General features: G+C 41.7%; 18 protein-coding genes and 5 pseudogenes. 2 read left to right on the top strand and 21 right to left on the bottom strand.

What is annotated here, in order from left to right:
- Nucleotides 1-15: 15 nt before the first annotated feature.
- The 15 genes and pseudogenes from OC193_RS24995 to OC193_RS24925 form a co-directional block, all read right to left on the bottom strand.
- Entirely contained in the window at nt 16-375 is a 360-nt protein-coding gene (locus tag OC193_RS24995; protein ID WP_016790675.1) for a hypothetical protein, read from the bottom strand.
- Nucleotides 376-963: 588 nt separating this feature from the next.
- Nucleotides 964-1,407, bottom strand: a pseudogene (locus tag OC193_RS24990) (lytic transglycosylase domain-containing protein).
- Nucleotides 1,408-1,462: 55 nt separating this feature from the next.
- On the bottom strand, nt 1,463-1,798 hold the full coding sequence (locus tag OC193_RS24985; RefSeq protein WP_048659362.1) for a hypothetical protein: 336 nt from the start codon (nt 1,796-1,798) through the stop codon (nt 1,463-1,465).
- Nucleotides 1,799-1,874: 76 nt separating this feature from the next.
- Nucleotides 1,875-2,261: a DUF7659 family protein gene (locus tag OC193_RS24980; RefSeq protein ID WP_048659361.1), complete on the bottom strand. Its 387-nt coding sequence runs from the start codon at nt 2,259-2,261 to the stop codon at nt 1,875-1,877.
- Between the two features lie 41 nt (nt 2,262-2,302).
- On the bottom strand, nt 2,303-2,425 hold the full coding sequence (locus tag OC193_RS24975; RefSeq protein ID WP_261978808.1) for a hypothetical protein: 123 nt from the start codon (nt 2,423-2,425) through the stop codon (nt 2,303-2,305).
- A gap of 518 nt (nt 2,426-2,943) precedes the next feature.
- Nucleotides 2,944-3,213: pseudogene (locus tag OC193_RS24970) on the bottom strand (JAB domain-containing protein); the annotation flags it as partial.
- A gap of 128 nt (nt 3,214-3,341) precedes the next feature.
- Nucleotides 3,342-3,629 carry a hypothetical protein gene (locus OC193_RS24965; RefSeq protein WP_048659360.1) on the bottom strand — a complete coding sequence of 96 codons (288 nt, stop codon included), beginning with the start codon at nt 3,627-3,629 and terminating at the stop codon, nt 3,342-3,344.
- Between the two features lie 486 nt (nt 3,630-4,115).
- Nucleotides 4,116-4,508 (bottom strand): RadC family protein, encoded by a 393-nt coding sequence (radC, locus tag OC193_RS24960; protein WP_261978813.1) that lies wholly within the window; start codon nt 4,506-4,508, stop codon nt 4,116-4,118.
- A gap of 324 nt (nt 4,509-4,832) precedes the next feature.
- Nucleotides 4,833-5,210 (bottom strand): hypothetical protein, encoded by a 378-nt coding sequence (locus OC193_RS24955; protein ID WP_230682263.1) that lies wholly within the window; start codon nt 5,208-5,210, stop codon nt 4,833-4,835.
- A complete protein-coding gene (locus tag OC193_RS24950) occupies nt 5,176-5,853 on the bottom strand; it encodes a DNA sulfur modification protein DndB (protein ID WP_230682262.1) in 678 nt (225 codons plus the stop codon). Before OC193_RS24950 ends, OC193_RS24955 begins: the two co-directional genes overlap by 35 nt.
- A gap of 35 nt (nt 5,854-5,888) precedes the next feature.
- Entirely contained in the window at nt 5,889-6,185 is a 297-nt protein-coding gene (locus OC193_RS24945; protein WP_048659356.1) for a hypothetical protein, read from the bottom strand.
- A 12-nt stretch (nt 6,186-6,197) separates the two neighbouring features.
- A complete protein-coding gene (locus OC193_RS24940; RefSeq protein WP_048659355.1) occupies nt 6,198-6,647 on the bottom strand; it encodes a hypothetical protein in 450 nt (149 codons plus the stop codon).
- Between the two features lie 14 nt (nt 6,648-6,661).
- Nucleotides 6,662-7,138, bottom strand: coding sequence for a hypothetical protein (locus tag OC193_RS24935; RefSeq protein WP_048659354.1), 477 nt, complete (start codon nt 7,136-7,138; stop codon nt 6,662-6,664).
- A gap of 678 nt (nt 7,139-7,816) precedes the next feature.
- Entirely contained in the window at nt 7,817-8,287 is a 471-nt protein-coding gene (locus OC193_RS24930; RefSeq protein WP_053083642.1) for a hypothetical protein, read from the bottom strand.
- Nucleotides 8,215-8,430, bottom strand: a pseudogene (locus OC193_RS24925) (integrase core domain-containing protein); the annotation flags it as partial. The pseudogene OC193_RS24925 and the gene OC193_RS24930, both read right to left, overlap by 73 nt.
- Nucleotides 8,431-8,517: 87 nt before the next feature.
- On the opposite strand from OC193_RS24925, the pseudogene OC193_RS24920 reads away from it, so the two are divergent.
- Nucleotides 8,518-10,053 (top strand): annotated as a pseudogene (locus OC193_RS24920) (IS3 family transposase).
- Between the two features lie 82 nt (nt 10,054-10,135).
- On the opposite strand, the pseudogene OC193_RS24915 reads toward OC193_RS24920, so the two are convergent.
- From OC193_RS24915 to OC193_RS24890, 6 genes and pseudogenes are all read right to left on the bottom strand, one after another.
- A pseudogene (locus tag OC193_RS24915) lies at nt 10,136-10,903 on the bottom strand (DDE-type integrase/transposase/recombinase); the annotation flags it as partial.
- Nucleotides 10,904-11,085: 182 nt separating this feature from the next.
- Entirely contained in the window at nt 11,086-11,238 is a 153-nt protein-coding gene (locus OC193_RS24910) for a hypothetical protein (RefSeq protein WP_155407273.1), read from the bottom strand.
- 22 nt (nt 11,239-11,260) lie between these two features.
- Entirely contained in the window at nt 11,261-11,632 is a 372-nt protein-coding gene (locus OC193_RS24905) for a hypothetical protein (protein WP_048659333.1), read from the bottom strand.
- Nucleotides 11,633-11,811: 179 nt separating this feature from the next.
- Nucleotides 11,812-12,042, bottom strand: a complete 231-nt coding sequence (locus tag OC193_RS24900) for a hypothetical protein (RefSeq protein ID WP_230682259.1) — start codon at nt 12,040-12,042, stop codon at nt 11,812-11,814.
- A gap of 163 nt (nt 12,043-12,205) precedes the next feature.
- A complete protein-coding gene (locus tag OC193_RS24895) occupies nt 12,206-13,180 on the bottom strand; it encodes a ParB/RepB/Spo0J family partition protein (RefSeq protein WP_048659331.1) in 975 nt (324 codons plus the stop codon).
- Nucleotides 13,177-13,974, bottom strand: a complete 798-nt coding sequence (locus tag OC193_RS24890; RefSeq protein ID WP_048659330.1) for a ParA family protein — start codon at nt 13,972-13,974, stop codon at nt 13,177-13,179. The genes OC193_RS24895 and OC193_RS24890 overlap by 4 nt, the downstream gene beginning before the upstream one ends.
- 262 nt (nt 13,975-14,236) lie before the next feature.
- Here OC193_RS24890 and OC193_RS24885 point away from each other — a divergent pair, with 262 nt between their 5' ends.
- Nucleotides 14,237-14,818: a DUF2913 family protein gene (locus OC193_RS24885; RefSeq protein ID WP_048659329.1), complete on the top strand. Its 582-nt coding sequence runs from the start codon at nt 14,237-14,239 to the stop codon at nt 14,816-14,818.
- Nucleotides 14,819-14,936 lie beyond the last annotated feature (118 nt).

The raw sequence follows: 14,936 nt of genomic DNA, 5'->3' as shown, positions 1-14,936 counted from the left end.
AAGGGTAGCCAATGGCTACCCTTTTTTTTCGCCTTCAAGATATTCATCGACGCTTTTATCAACCAAAGCGGTATTGGATTTTCTTTGCTCAATCGAATCCGCTTTATTCTTATAATACCCCTCCCCATCAAAGCTATGCGCCAAATTTAAATTTAGCACGCCTTGTACTTGCCTAACTCTACGATACGTTTCTTCCATCAACTCACGGTTCGACGGCCGTTCATCGTCACTGTCATTCAGTTTGATACGCAACGCCAAGGTGAAAAGCTGACGAGTTGCCTCAGCATCACTTAACTTTTCTCTATCTCTGAACTTCTTAAAATCTTGCTCTAGCTTCCCTCGAAGGGAGCTTTGTAAAGGGTAAGAACGCGACATAATTTAGCCTTTTCTCCTCAATGAATGTCAATGAAGTCCACTTTTAAACCCCAATGAAATCCAATAAACTCTCAATGTAAACCCATTGTACTTAGTTTAAAAAAACCGCCAAATCCTTACCTACAAAGGGATAAATAATAATTCAATTAAATCCCATTGGATTTAGATTGAAATAACCGCAACCCCTTATACAGAAAGGCGTCAATGATAATTCAATGTGATTACATATTTTCACACTAGGATTTCAGCGGCTAATTAGTTGAGATTTTGAAAATTTTTTCACGCTCTATCTCGCCTCCACTAATAAATATAAGTCATTATTTTTATTATATTTATATTTCTCACAGACAACCATTCACATTGAAATCAATGTGCCGTAGGGTGTGGTCACCAACTCAACTAACCAACAACTCAGAACAAATGATCTGAGTTCCTTAATCAAAGCGACGGGAAAAACTGACAGCGAAAGACGAAAGCCGACCAGGTGGCGAATGAATCTGACGAACGAGGGATGCGAGGATCTGGAAGTTGAAGGAAGAAAACGAGAGGAAAAGCTAAAGGCCTTGCACCGTTATGGTGCAAGGCCTTTTATTTAACGTTCATCTTAAAATAAACCGATTGGACTTTTTGGATGTATATTTTTCTGGCGTTCTCGGTGTGTTTGGAAAAACCCGCATTATACGCGCCGACACTGTTTCAGTTATAACCATGACTAGAAAAATTAGAACTTAATACCCACGCGCTAAGATGAACATTAAAGCAAGGGTTATAGATGTTTGTTTCATTCACATTAAATTCGGATAGTCAATCAAACCAATGGGAATTGATTTGCATCAATCCAAAATCACGACTAACCACCTCACCAACTTTATTTTTATTTTCATTGTACGCATTCGGCTTTAGGCTACTTTCTACCGTGACAAGGGATTTTAAAAGCTGTGGATCGACATTATAAAATCGCCCTGCCTCATCAAAGCAAAAAGCCCAACTGAAACACGGCGATAACAAAGAAAGGTAAAGCAATGGTTTCATCATAAAAAAGAGCCCTAATAATAGGACTCTCATTTTATGCCATCCCATTGAGATATCAATATTCACAAGGTAATAAAATAGTGGTCACGCTGCGATCTCGTTCTGTTATTACCCAAACCGTTTGATCACAAATCTTATAACTCGATATAACTCGCTCGCCTGTTTTGGTTGCTTCGTCATTGGTGATTTTATCATCAATGCAAGTCTCTCCCCAATCCCCACTTTGGTGGCGCTGTAAATAAATCGACAAGTTAACACCGACATTATTATCTAATAACTGCTCAATACCTTGCATATAGACCACTTTACCCAACGAAAACGGTACGGCCGTACACATGTAAAATTTTGCTTTTGTTTCTTCTCTATCTTGTGTAGCATTCAGAATGTTCATTAAATCTAACTCCGATGTAATTGAACATGCCTTGATATTTGATGGAACAAATATCAAGGCGCTTTAATGTTAACGCCTAATAAACGTCTTCCGTTTTACGAATATGATTAAACACTTCATAAATTTCATCGTAAGTGATGCCATACCCTTCGAGCTTTTCCACACAATCACAAATATCATTGGTGTAGAAACACTCATGATTAAATAACTCACGACGAATGATCGCTTTTTTACCATTTTCCTTGATATCTTCGGCGATCCCTTCTTGAGCAATAGAGTATAAACGGATCATTAATTGCCTCACGTTATCGGTGGGACAAATTAAACCCATACCTAGCGACGCATATTTCACGCCCTCTTTTTTTTCATCATCGAACTGTTGATTAGAAAAAGCAAAGAATGCCCCTGCCTCATTAAAAGCCTGAGTTTGTTTGTCTTGAATATAGTGTGAGAGATATTTCATTGTGTCGTTCCTTTTATTAAAAACAGAAAAAAGCCTGAGCCCTACGAATTAGAATCAGCGCCTAAAGAGATATCATTTTTTGGTGAGCTTTCGCTCTCCAACGGCGAGACGTTGGTCGCTGTTTGGCATTTAGGGAGAGTTAGGGTTGAGTTTTGTTGCGCCATGATGAGTTTCCTTTTTGTTTGAGTATCACTTTTCGGAGCCGCTTAGCTGTCCGCACTCACAACATCGTTCTGGATTGACAAAGGGCTAGCAGCCCTTAGCAACTTGTTGCTTTAGGGATGCAGCGCGAAGCCTCCCTTGCAAGACAGGTTGTGTTGAGAGAAGGTTAAACAGCTTGCGAGCCCGTAACGTGATGCGAGTAGAAAGGAAAATCAGCGCATAAATAAACCAGCCTTTACTCGAACTTAATGCCAGGCAGTGAAAGGCAACAAGGAGGTACTACGAGGCGCAACGAACGCAGTGAGAGGAGTGCGTTCAGGATTGCAGCGATATCCTTTTAGATAGGGACGGTAGAGAGGCACATTCTGGGGCGGCACGCAGTAACTCACCAAAGTGTGCCACTCTTAGGCCATAGATGAAAGATACAAGCGGGATGCCGCCCAGCGGAAAGCCTTGCCCGAAGGGTAAACGCCCAAGTTAAGCCCATACCACAACGCAAAACTTCAAATCGGCCTTAAAAAATTCGCCTAGAAGGTTCTGTAAGAGCAATGGCATCACCGCAGGGATGGTTATGATAAAAAATGACCGCGCTTGCATTTGTGGCCAGTGACTCTTTGACCACTTCACGCGGGTAAACGGAGGCGGCGTCAATGGTGCCGTTAAACATCTCTTTAGTGCGTAAAACTCGATGCTGACTCTCAAGAAAGATCACCCCAAACACTTCGCTTTCATTGGAAGCGAGTGAAGTCTGCTCTGACACAAACAACTTAGATTTTAAAATGCTCGCGGCAGAACGCCCAAAGGTTCAAAGGTTCAAAGGTTCAAAGGTTCAAAGGTTCAAAGGTTCAAAGGTTCAAAGGTTCAATATGAGGGTTTAGCAAAAAAAATCCCTACCTTTAAAAAGGTAGGGGTAATAACTTATTTAAAAACTTGGATAGCAAGGCTAGCAATAACACCGACAAGAGTAGTGACAAGCAACCAGTTCATACGGTCAAACTTCTTGTCGAATTTGGCTTCTAACTTCTCAAAGCGTTCATCGATTTTATCAAAGCGTTCATCGATTTTATCAAAGCGTTGATTAGTACGATTCTCTAGCGCCATGAGTTCTTCACGCGTGGCGTTATGCTGAGCTTGATCAAACAACAGTTTGAGCAAGTCTTTTTGAGTGATATCGTTATTGTTATCTTGGTTCATATGATTCTTCATTATCGTTCCCTTAGTGGATAATACCTTAAAGCGATGTTTTTTTCATCATGTTTACACGTAAGCTCAAGGTTTAAAATCAGGTTCTTACCACTTGTCTAGCGAGCGTACGAGTGGTGAGTGGTGAGTGGTAGGGTTCTTATTTTTGACCTAGCTTGAAAAGTGTGAACAAGAAGAAAACAGAGCGAGACATTGACAGTAAGGCTTGGTGATGAAGTTGAACAAAGGTAACGAAGCGTTTCACCAAAGCTAAAGGTCTCAGACAAGCGTATCACGCCACGCGTTGGGTGATTATTCGCAGGAACTTAATGCCACATCGAGCTGGCTCGATATGGGTGGCATAAGTTATCGCGGGAGGAGTGAAACGACGAAATGAACCGACCGAAGGGAGAACGCCAAAAGCATTCACCATCGCAACACTTTAACTTCATGCCTCAAGAAAAGGGGTTGATATCGAGTACGAAAACAGGCGGAAAAGCCGCCTGTCTCTTAAATCCAACCGCGTTCTGCAAATGAAACTACGTTCTCAGTTGAGATCACAAAGTGGTCAAGAACGTTGATGTCAACGAGAGCAAGTGCGTCGGTTAAACGTCGTGTAATACGGCGGTCAGCTTGGCTAGTTGTTGCATCACCCGATGGGTGGTTGTGGTAAAAAATGACAGCAGCGGCGTTCTCAGCAAGAGCTTTTTTGACAACCTCACGAGGGTAGACCGAAGCAGCATCAATCATGCCAGTAAACAATTCTACAGAAGCGCGAGCACGATGCTGAGTGTCTAAGAAGATGACACCGAACAATTCGTGTTCCTTAGCTGCTAATGAGTTTTGACAAAACAGTTTTACCATATTGGGGGATGTGAGAGCGGGTTGATCACTAACAAACATTTTCGACTTTAGGATCTCAGCGGCGTGAGACAATACTTCTTGCTCCTGCGTTGTGAATAGTGAAGTGTTTGTGTAGTTGATGGTTGATGGTTGATGGCTGATTCAGTCATGGCTTATATCCTTGTGTTCATGTTGTTGTCGCTTGACTGTCCGGCCTACTGTCATGGTTCTGGGAAGCAAGGGCGCGCAGCGGCGCAGCCTCCCTTGCAAACCAGGAGCTGATGGTAGACGGTTTAAAGGAATGCGATAAATAACTGAACACTATTAACACCCTGACTTGTCAACAACACGAACTGACCTCGCGGCCAGTTCATGCTAGAACATTTATACAGCGGTAGCCTTGTTGTAGTTAGCTCGGATAGTACGTAACACTGTTGATAGTTTACGAATGCTGTTAATCATTACTTGGATACTTGATTTCGCCTCTTCTAACGTCAAGCCTAAACCACTCACAACGACCTCATACTGATCACAAAGGTTTTCGATTTGCGGCTCTGTCAGTTCTGTCCACCTGGTGCGAACCATATCAGCATAAGCGTGTATACAACGCGTTTTCTCGTCATGCTCAAACACCTCATTCAATGGTGTATCTTCACTTGACATACCACATTCAGACACCGATGGGAACTCTGTATCTGGGAAATGTTGGCGTTCAAGCGCTTGTAAATCAGGTGTCACAGGACACTGTACATGACACAGCATTGGCTTTAACACCAAGTAATCGAGCGGTCGCATCTTTCAATATTTTAACGAGGAAAAGGTACTCACTGTTTTTACCAATCACATTACGCTCAAAATCCACTAAACCAACAAAACACGAACAGTTATTTGCCATATCGACAATCAACATTGGTAAGTCGTCGCGTTGATTGTATGTGTCGCTGATACTGAGACTCGGTTTCACGGTCTGGCCGTTAATATCAGAAAATGCTTGTTGTCGCTCTTCCAAAGGCATTTCTAAAAACAGCATCAGCGGAACATTATGACTCCGCAAATCGACATTACCTTTAATGGCATCGATGATGCCCGTCATTCTATGTTGTCCATCTAAGAATGAAATTTCGCTGTCCATACTCACCTTCAACAAACCCACATTGGCGTGTTCGGATCCAATGAACTCAGAACGTTCATTAATCACGCCCGTTAATGCCGTCAATACGTAGGTATGAGTGTTATCTTGAATGTATCTGGAAATGTTTTTAGCGCGGGTCGGATTAACATCACGTTGAGAGCGAGCCAACACATTGCCAGTATCAAATGCAACCAAACGTTGCAACACACCAAAGGGCGCGTTAAGGGTAAAGAACTCACGTACAGCGGGAATTTCAAAACAATAATCAGACATAATAATGATCTCTTTAATAAAAAATGAAGGGTTAGTTAAAGTTGGCCATGCCATGCTTCTTTCATTGCTTTGATGGTTCGATAATAATGACTGCACAACCAATCTCCCCACATGGAATAGGTTTCAACGAAATACAAAGGCTTATCGTCCACGTTGGAACAGTTCAAGCTATGGTAAATGTGCTCTTGATATTCGCTTGACCAGTTAAAGACATTGCATTTCTTGCCCTCGTCATAAAAATCAAAACGGCGCTTAGGAGTGATAACGGCTTGCTTCTTAAAGTCACGTCGAGTTAACTCTGAGAGCGCAACAAAAAAGATAGGTATATCCATACTCTTTCCTTACTACGCTAATCGAATATCGAAATTAAAGCCTATGCAGTGAAAAGCCTCACCCCTCTTTTGAAAGCGCAAGCCTGGGTACACAGAGCCGTAAGAGGCATATACAACCATCTCTTTTGCGCTCTCGTGTAGACGCCATTGGCCAAGTTCCACGACGTTACTTAGCTCTAACAACAGCTCATAAATGTCATGGCGCTGAAACGCTTGCTGACCAATATCAGGGAACTGAACCTTAATAGCTTCACGAACTTTCAACCCTTTCAAGTCGTCCACATCACCTAATTGCTCAGGGCTTTGACCACGACTGAACATTTTCAAATAATTCAAACGCTGCGTCATTGCTAAGCGTCGAGATGATAAGGTAGGTGTATTCACCGCACCTTCTGACTGACGCATCATTTTAAGTTGCTTACGAAGCGTTGAGCCTGCCGTATTGCTTAATAACCGTGTCATGTAAAATCCCCTACTTAGTATTCCGACGTACCAATCCAGTTGCCTTGTGCGTCAAACGCATCCCATTGCTGACGTTCGATAACTGCATTGCTCTCTTCCACCTGCTCAGCTGTCCCTTCCCAACACGGTTTCACATCCACAGGTTCATCGTGAGTGAGTTGGCTGTGGTAAACTTTAACCTTGGAGTTTTTAGATAATGCATTGAAGAATTTGGTGGGATGAACATGATCGGTTTGCACCACAAACTGCATAACCACATCTTTACTCATGTTCCAGACGTTCGTTTTTAAGTACTCAAAAGACGCTTCATCATTTAATCCCTCCCGCTGTGCTAGAACCTGCTTAGAATTGCAATCAATGAGTTGAATGAAACCGATTTGCCCTTCGCACAAAGAGATATCATTTTTTGGTGAGCTTTCGCGTGCCAACGGCGAAACGTTGGTCGCTGGATTTAATTTAGAGAGAGTTGGGGTTGAGTTTCGTTGTGCCATAATGAGTTTCCTTTCTGTTTGAGTATCACTTTTATGGAGCCGCTTGGCTGTCCATTCCTCAAACATGGTTCTTCTCTGCAGGGGCGCGTAGCGTTCATTTACCCTTGCAGATAAGGTTCTGATTTGAGGAGGGTTAACAGCCTGCGAGCGCCATCAAATGATGGCGAGTCAAAAGGAAAATCGGCACATAAGAAAACAAGCCCTTACTCGACCTTAATTAAAGTCAGTGAAAGGCAATGAGGAGGCACGACGAAGCGCAGCTACGTAGTAGCGGAGGCGTTCAGGATTGCAGCGATATCCTTTTAAATAGGGGCTGTAGAGAGGCACATTCTGGGGCGGCACGCAGTGACTCACCAGGGTGGTGCCACTCTTAGGCCATAGATGAAAGATACAAGCGAAAAGCCTTGCCCGAAGGGTAACGCCCAAAGCAAGGCTCAATTGTTCTAGGTAGAGGCTAACTCATTGACCTTAATCGAACTGTTATAATTAACCTATGCCATAACGAACACTATTTGGTAGAGCACACGTGCTTGTCCAATTTTGCATGCAAAAGTCACAATGCAAGATTGAAAGTCACTCGCCACGCGTGCAATGAGTTTTGAGTTAGTCATAACAGAAATATTCTCATACTTTCTAAATTAATCCTGAGCAATTTTGCATGCAAAATCGAGTGTCGCTTTAACGCCCTTTGAGTTTGATAGAAAAGAACGTTAAAAGAAGTAAAGAAGGGATACCGATCAAATCAATCTTGAACAATCTTAAATTCAGATCAGCTAGTCTCGCTTTAGGTTCATTTATTGGCTTTCCAGAATACGTCCAGGCACCGAGAATCCAAGTAATCACACGCTCTTCTAGCTCCCGTTTAAGAGTATCAACATTGTAATGTATCATTTGTCGGCAATGCTCTTCATCAGGAGTTACCACACCACTGTAATCCTCGATATCAAAATCGTTGTAACTAAGCGTAAAACCGATTCGAAGGTCATTTAAAATGCACAATAGATAGAAGTGATTTCTAGAAAAAGTCGTGAGAGAGTAAGAGCCTGAGCCTGAGCCTGAGCCTTTAATTGTGTGATTTATAGAGATGGTTTCAACTTTCTTAGCTGAAGATCGAGCTTGTAATTCTGCTCTTGGAACCTCTCTTTCCATATCCGATAATGCTGATATACCTCTTCAGATAAAGGTGTTTGGTCAGATAGTTCCGTAACCTTTTCAATTGGTGTTAGCCCTTTTAGAGAGCTATGTGGTCGTTCCCAGTTGTAGTAGTGCTGCCATTCAGATAGCAACAGATTGCGTATTTCGGAGCATTCCGATCAGTCATTTCCCCCCTGTGTCAGCATAGTTGTCGCCTTAGAATTTAATTCAGTTTGGAGATAAATATGCCTAAACCGTCAATTGACCTAGAGATCCAAGAACAAGGTCGAACCTGGTTACTCCCACCATACAACTACTCCTTGCGAAGAGTGGCTAACGAACTTAATGTTGGCCATGCGACAGTTCATAAATGGAGGGAACAATTGAAGATAGAAGGCTTGCTAGACGGAGAAAGTTCAAATCAAAAAGAACTTTCAGCAGAGGAAATCTTTGCCATTGTCATCGAAACAGCTGTTATGACAGAACATAAACTAGCAGCATATTGTAGGTCTAACGGCCTTTTTGTTGAACAGGTCAAACAGTGGAAAATTGCATCAATACAAGCTCACCAACCTAAGAAGAACCCTGCTAACAAAATAGATTCAACTCACAGAGTGGATAAGAAGCGAATCAAGATATTAGAAAAAGAGTTGGCTAGAAAAGAGAAAGCTTTAGCTGAAACAGCCGCATTGCTTGTTTTGCGGGAAAAGTTCAATGCCCTCTGGGAACCAAGCGAGGAAGATTAACTCCTCTCTCCGAGCGGCTAAAAATAGTTACATTCATTGAAGACGCTATCAATAGTGGAGCCACTAAAACTAGAGCGTGCAGGTGCGTTGGGATATCGATAAGGACGATGCAACGCTGGGTGCAAGATGGGGGGCAGATAGTAGAAGATTTGCGTAACCTGCCAAAAGCAAAAACTCCTCACAACAAGCTCACCGCCCAAGAGCGGCAAGATATTTTAGATGTATGCAATGCACCTGAATATGCGGATCTGCCTCCCAACGTAATAGTGCCTATGCTTGCGGATAAGGGGATTTACATAGCCTCAGAATCAACAATTCTACAGAGTCTTAAAAGAGCACTCTCAACTAAAAAGACGAGGCGGCTCTGCCTCAATCAGTAGACCAAAGCCCAAGGCTCAGAAAGCGATAAAACCAAATCAGGTTTGGAGTTGGGATATTAGCTACTTACCATCAATTACTAAGGGTGAGCATTACTACCTCTATGTAATTATGGATATTTTTAGCAGGAAAATAGTTGGTGCAGAAGTATTCCAACAAGAGCTTGGCGAGCATGCTGCCGATTTGCTTCAACGTACAACTTGGAAAGAGAAATGCGTCAACAAAGGGTTAGTACTGCACTCTGATAATGGCGCACCTATGAGAAGCTATACCATGTTGGCCAAGATGAATGATCTTGGTGTAATGAGTTCGTACTCTCGCCCTAGAGTTAGTAACGATAACCCTTATTCCGAGTCACTATTTAAAACGGTCAAATGTATCCCGTCATGGCCAGTGGCAGGATTCAGATCCATTGAAGAAGCAAGGAAATGGGTTGGAGATTTCACCTATTGGTACAACTTTGAACATAAGCACAGCGGCATAAAATATGTGACACCTCAGCAAAGGCACACTGGTGAAGATCATCACATCTTAGAGCAACGGAAGCTTGTTTATCGTAAAGCTCAAGCAACAAGCCCTGGGCGGTGGAGCGGGCAAACTAGAGACTGGAGCTTTATTGACGAGGTGTTCTTAAATCCAGAGAACAAAGCTGCCTAAGATGTTGTAAATATGTAAAAATGACGACAACTTGCTTGAAAAACAGCGGAAACAAGCGTTCGCAATCACCGAAATACGCAAACAGATCCAGCTCTTCCAGCCCAACACCAACATCTATAGTCGGATAAAACTCACTTTTATCTGTTTTCTGAGAGCGTTCAACTTTGCCATTCAAGTGAGGGGAACCAGGCTTTTTGGGGCGAAACTTGATGCCATAAATCATAAGTTGCTTCTGGACTTTATCGGCAAAGAATTCGCGCCCTCTGTCCGTTTGAATACGCTGGATAGGAAATGGCATTTCCTCGACTACATGTTCAATAAAATCGACTGTATTTGCTGCTGTACGCCGAGAATAGCACCTTAGAACCCGATAACGAGAACAGTCATCAATGGCAGTGTACTGGTAGCTCCCTGGCGCTATTTTACAAGTATCCATCTGAACTCTGTCACCAGGAATTGGCCATTCGTATCTTTGGAAGTCTTTCTTGCGTCGGTAAGTTACTATCGGCTTCACGGAAGCTGCTGATAGTACTTTATGGATAGTTGCTGTGCTTAGGTGTATTTGGTGAAGCCGAATTAGTTCTGTTTGCAAGCGTCGCGCCCCTAGATTACGCTTCACGCGCATTCCAAGTATCAATGCTCTCAATTCATTAGTAATTTTGCTATCTAGTGAAAAATGAGGTCGCCTGCTTTGGCTTTCCAAACCAGCGATTCCATCCTGCTTATATCGATTTGCCCACTTCCGTAATGTTGGTCTGGAAATACCACAACGGCGACATACGAAGCCTGCATCACCAGATTCCTCATACATCTTTACCCACTGTAGTCTTTGTTGAATTTCTCTGTCCATAGACATCCAGTATAGTTGAAAGGATGTCTATGAATCACATACTTTAATGTATGCAATAGCAAGTTTCTTAGCTAAAGCCTGTCTAGCGTCTTTAGCTCGTTTTTTTCTTGCTCATCTCTAAGTCGTTTCTCTTTAAGGTGAGTGAACTTATATTTAACACTCTCCAGGGCTTCTCTAGCTTTTTAGATATCTTCAACTTCTTCATCACTAAACAGTGACTTAGTATTTCGGTCTCCTAAAAGCTCCTCAGTTAAACCATTACTTAAACGCGTTAGCGCGGTTTGTTTTTTCTTGGCCTTATCTGAATCCCAATATTTGAATAGTTCTTCATCCATAATCAATCCCTTGAATATTTACTTATCTGAAAACGCTTAACCCTTTAGTAGACATACGCCAAAAAATCTTTGCCGTATTTCTTTGATAGTTATCACCAATAACGACTTGGCCATCTTTATCCAACACTCTGCGCTCAATAAAACCAGCATCGAGCAACAAATAAAGCACCTTATGAGAGTTACTAAGACTCGGCACATTAAGTAGTTGCTCTTTAAGCGAATTTGCCTCATAGAAACAGCTTTCATCATCTAATTTCAATCGTTCAACTTTGCCATTATCCAAGTTTAGATGACAAAGATTCATGATCGTTAAAAGCTGAAAGCAAAGCGATTGTCTAGGTAATTGAGAAAGCTCATGTAAGTGCTTAATTCTTTGTTCATATGAAAAAATCATGACGGATTCTCTTGTTTGTTTTTTGGCGTCATTGACTGCATTGATGCGACCAATCTGCGCTCATTGATTCTTTGTCTGTGAGAAGTTTGGATTTAGTCTTATCAAATAGCATACGCGCGCCAAGTTCTCAGTCTTCACGTTGTTCTACAGTATTAAAAAACACCAGAACTAACGTTTAGTTATTCGTATTCACCGGAGTTCTCATTTTGTGCTTGCTTGGCAAGTTCTAACCACTCGCCTAATAACGCTTTCCAACTTTCATTGATTGGGTAGTCATTCAAGAGAAGAAAGCGAGCTGCGATAGCTTTTTCAATATCAGTATTTGGCAACCAATCAAGTTCAATCAACAAATCAAAAGTGGCCCTACAAGCCCATTGAGGAGCACGACTTTCAATAACCCAAGCTTTCATTACTTCACCCGGGGGAGGGGGCCTATGAGCAACATAGGCCCGTTCAACCGCTCTAGTCGTTATTTGTTCAATAGCTTGAGTAGCGCTGCTTTCAAAGTTTAATGAGTACAACTTAATTAGGTTAGCTCGATGTGTATTCACGACTCGAGCCAGCTTCTTTTTATTAGTGGACATGCTCTATCGAGTGATACCCAATCACTGCAATATCTCTGGCTGGTACTGTCAATTTCCCTGAACTAGCATCGAGTACAATAACTATTTGGCCACTTTCGGCTTGGCCATTGAGATCAATGAAGCCTTGCTCACCCTTAAACGATATTCTTATTCCATTATTTTGTGGGGTAGGGGTAGCACCTGATACTTTAGTTTGAGTGACTTCATTTAAAGGCGTCTCATTCGGCGCTTCTAGAGACTTAGGGGAGGGTTGTTCTTCATCAGCTTGTTTTGATTTAGCCTCTTTCTTAGAAGCCTTTAGGCTTTTTACAAGCTCTTTAGCTTCTTTACGTGAAACAGGGGATTCAAGAAGTTTCTTTGTTTCTACCTCACTGAGTTCTCCTGCAATACGTAGAGAGTTGACGGTATCAACATCACGGATAATGCCATTGTGATAAGCAAGTTCAATATAAGGAGGGCATTGAGCTGCCTTTCGAAAAGCGCTAATACGAGATTCTGACAAGCTCACAACATTGGCTAGATCTTTGTTCTCAACAATCCCTTGCTCTTCCATTAGCAGCTCTAAAGCGCGGCCCGTTTCAAAAGGAGTAAGGTCGTTTCTATGAAGGTTTTCTGATAGTTGCGCTAACACTGTTCCCGCGTCACGCACCAAACATTCTACGTGAGTGATTTTATCACTCAGGTTGGCAGCTCTCCAACGACACTCACCCACTTGAATTTTGTAACCACGAATATCTTTATGAGTCACTACGATGGGTTGAAGCTGTCCAATATCGTCCATATTTTTAGATAGATCGGCAATGTACTCTTCATCAAAGAATTTACGTACTTGTTCAGTTGAATAGATATCCTCTTTAGGGATCAGAACAACGCTCTCGCCAGGTTTTACCTCGTTGATTTCTTCATCGAGCAACGATTTAGACTTATTATTCATTAAAGATTTAAAGTCTTTTTTACTACTCATGACAACGCCTCCGCTTTCAACTCAAACTCTTGCATCAAAGCATTGATATTGATGTATTCAGCTTTTTTAGCGTCGTACTCAATAATGCTTTGCTTGAACGCTGAGGCTTCTGAAACTCTAGTTGTATGGATCACCTGAGTCTTGAATACCAAGTCGCCATAATCCTCAGACAACTTGGTAGCGAAGTAATCTTGCAGTTGAGTTGAGACTTTTTTCACCATGTTTAGGTACATACCTAATACAGATACATCCAAACCATAAGTACTTTTGATACGCGCTACAGATTTAAGGATTTTCGATACACCTTGAAAACTGTCTTCTTCTGCTGTGGTAGGAATCAATAGACCATCACACGCGATAAGGGCCGAGTATTGCAGGTTTCCAACAGAAGGGGCGGTGTCGATAAATACGTAGTCGTATTGTTCAGCCAGTTTATTTATGTTTTGAGCAAAGAAACCAATTTCATCATTTGTACAGTTGTTAAGACTGCTGATGTTGAAAGTAGCACCAAAGATATGAAGATTAGAATTGAGTTCGACAGGCTCACCATAGAACTCTTCATCAAAGAATGAAATGACATTCGCCTCACCGACTTTTCGAGTGATAGAGGCGGGTTTCGCTTTGCTCTCGTCATTTTGGTCAAAATACTTATCCGTCAAATTACATTGCGGATCCATATCTACAACCAACACTTTTTTACTGCGCACATGAGAAAAGTAGTAAGCCAAGTTAACAACAGTAGTCGTCTTACCGACTCCACCTTTTTCATTACCGATCGCGACGATTTTACCCATTAGTATTACTCCTTTGAGACTGGCGTTAACGCCTGATTACAAGGTTAATACTACGGACAAGCCATTAAAAGGTCAATAAGAAAAAATAAGATTTTGCATGCAAAATTGAGCGGTCATAATTTATACACAATTTCAGGGGGTAACTACCGAATAACTTATGAGATCTTTTATCAAATTCCAATTATCGTGATACGCCTCTCTAAGATGTTAACGCTACTTTTCTGATAAACTAAGGCTTCAGTTATCTAGATAGAATAAACTCATGAGTCGGAACCTTAAACACTATCAAGCCCTTGATGAACTTGTAACAAATTCACTTCTCGGACTGTATTGCACGATGAGTCAGCAAGGCGGATTTTGGACAACTAAAAGAAGAAACGAGCTGTTAGTAAAGTTCATCAAACCAAAAGTAAAGCGCCCTCAGTTTTCGACATGTAAAAATGAACTAAAAACAATGCTCAGTATTGGCCGCAGTGGAACAGGTAACCTTGAAGCAAAACTATGGGATATCAATCGACTGAATCTCGAGTATCAAGCCAAATTCTCACAGGCTGACGAACTCTATATCATGTTAACGGAATTATTTGAGCAGTATCAATTCCCATCGCTGCTGGAAGATATAGAAAAAGAGATTGAACGAGACACTCTCTACATGAAAGAAAAAAGCGTTGAGCAAGGATTTGATGAAGACAGCAATCAAATAAAGCCATTGGCCATGACAGTGAAAACCCATCGATTGAAATTGTTAATTAAAGCACTGCAAGCCAAAGGGATTTATCGCGTTGAAATTGTTAGTGAAGATAAAGATGAAGTCATTCACCTTTTACTGCATCGTGAGAAGTAAGGGGACACTACTAAGGAGAGTGATTACTTCTATAAACATTTTTCTATTAGTTAATATGCTCACGAAAACAAGCACATCTAGTAAGAGCAGGGGGCTCTAGTCTATTTTTTTAACAATA

The organism is Vibrio crassostreae, assembly GCF_024347415.1.
In the GTDB taxonomy this organism is placed as follows: domain Bacteria; phylum Pseudomonadota; class Gammaproteobacteria; order Enterobacterales; family Vibrionaceae; genus Vibrio; species Vibrio crassostreae.
The sequence above is the reverse complement of the archived record's forward strand: the minus strand, read 5'-3'. Positions and strand labels throughout refer to the sequence as shown.

What these genes read in the sequence shown, in the direction of transcription:
- OC193_RS24995 (WP_016790675.1), bottom strand. Translation starts at nt 375, where the DNA reads ATGTCGCGTTCTTACCCTTTACAAAGCTCCCTTCGAGGGAAGCTAGAG.
- OC193_RS24985 (WP_048659362.1), bottom strand. Translation starts at nt 1,798, where the DNA reads ATGAACATTCTGAATGCTACACAAGATAGAGAAGAAACAAAAGCAAAA.
- OC193_RS24980 (WP_048659361.1), bottom strand. Translation starts at nt 2,261, where the DNA reads ATGAAATATCTCTCACACTATATTCAAGACAAACAAACTCAGGCTTTT.
- OC193_RS24975 (WP_261978808.1), bottom strand. Translation starts at nt 2,425, where the DNA reads ATGGCGCAACAAAACTCAACCCTAACTCTCCCTAAATGCCAAACAGCG.
- OC193_RS24965 (WP_048659360.1), bottom strand. Translation starts at nt 3,629, where the DNA reads ATGAAGAATCATATGAACCAAGATAACAATAACGATATCACTCAAAAA.
- radC (WP_261978813.1), bottom strand. Translation starts at nt 4,508, where the DNA reads ATGTTTGTTAGTGATCAACCCGCTCTCACATCCCCCAATATGGTAAAA.
- OC193_RS24955 (WP_230682263.1), bottom strand. Translation starts at nt 5,210, where the DNA reads ATGCTGTGTCATGTACAGTGTCCTGTGACACCTGATTTACAAGCGCTT.
- OC193_RS24950 (WP_230682262.1), bottom strand. Translation starts at nt 5,853, where the DNA reads ATGTCTGATTATTGTTTTGAAATTCCCGCTGTACGTGAGTTCTTTACC.
- OC193_RS24945 (WP_048659356.1), bottom strand. Translation starts at nt 6,185, where the DNA reads ATGGATATACCTATCTTTTTTGTTGCGCTCTCAGAGTTAACTCGACGT.
- OC193_RS24940 (WP_048659355.1), bottom strand. Translation starts at nt 6,647, where the DNA reads ATGACACGGTTATTAAGCAATACGGCAGGCTCAACGCTTCGTAAGCAA.
- OC193_RS24935 (WP_048659354.1), bottom strand. Translation starts at nt 7,138, where the DNA reads ATGGCACAACGAAACTCAACCCCAACTCTCTCTAAATTAAATCCAGCG.
- OC193_RS24930 (WP_053083642.1), bottom strand. Translation starts at nt 8,287, where the DNA reads ATGGAAAGAGAGGTTCCAAGAGCAGAATTACAAGCTCGATCTTCAGCT.
- OC193_RS24910 (WP_155407273.1), bottom strand. Translation starts at nt 11,238, where the DNA reads ATGGATGAAGAACTATTCAAATATTGGGATTCAGATAAGGCCAAGAAA.
- OC193_RS24905 (WP_048659333.1), bottom strand. Translation starts at nt 11,632, where the DNA reads ATGATTTTTTCATATGAACAAAGAATTAAGCACTTACATGAGCTTTCT.
- OC193_RS24900 (WP_230682259.1), bottom strand. Translation starts at nt 12,042, where the DNA reads ATGAAAGCTTGGGTTATTGAAAGTCGTGCTCCTCAATGGGCTTGTAGG.
- OC193_RS24895 (WP_048659331.1), bottom strand. Translation starts at nt 13,180, where the DNA reads ATGAGTAGTAAAAAAGACTTTAAATCTTTAATGAATAATAAGTCTAAA.
- OC193_RS24890 (WP_048659330.1), bottom strand. Translation starts at nt 13,974, where the DNA reads ATGGGTAAAATCGTCGCGATCGGTAATGAAAAAGGTGGAGTCGGTAAG.
- OC193_RS24885 (WP_048659329.1), top strand. Translation starts at nt 14,237, where the DNA reads ATGAGTCGGAACCTTAAACACTATCAAGCCCTTGATGAACTTGTAACA.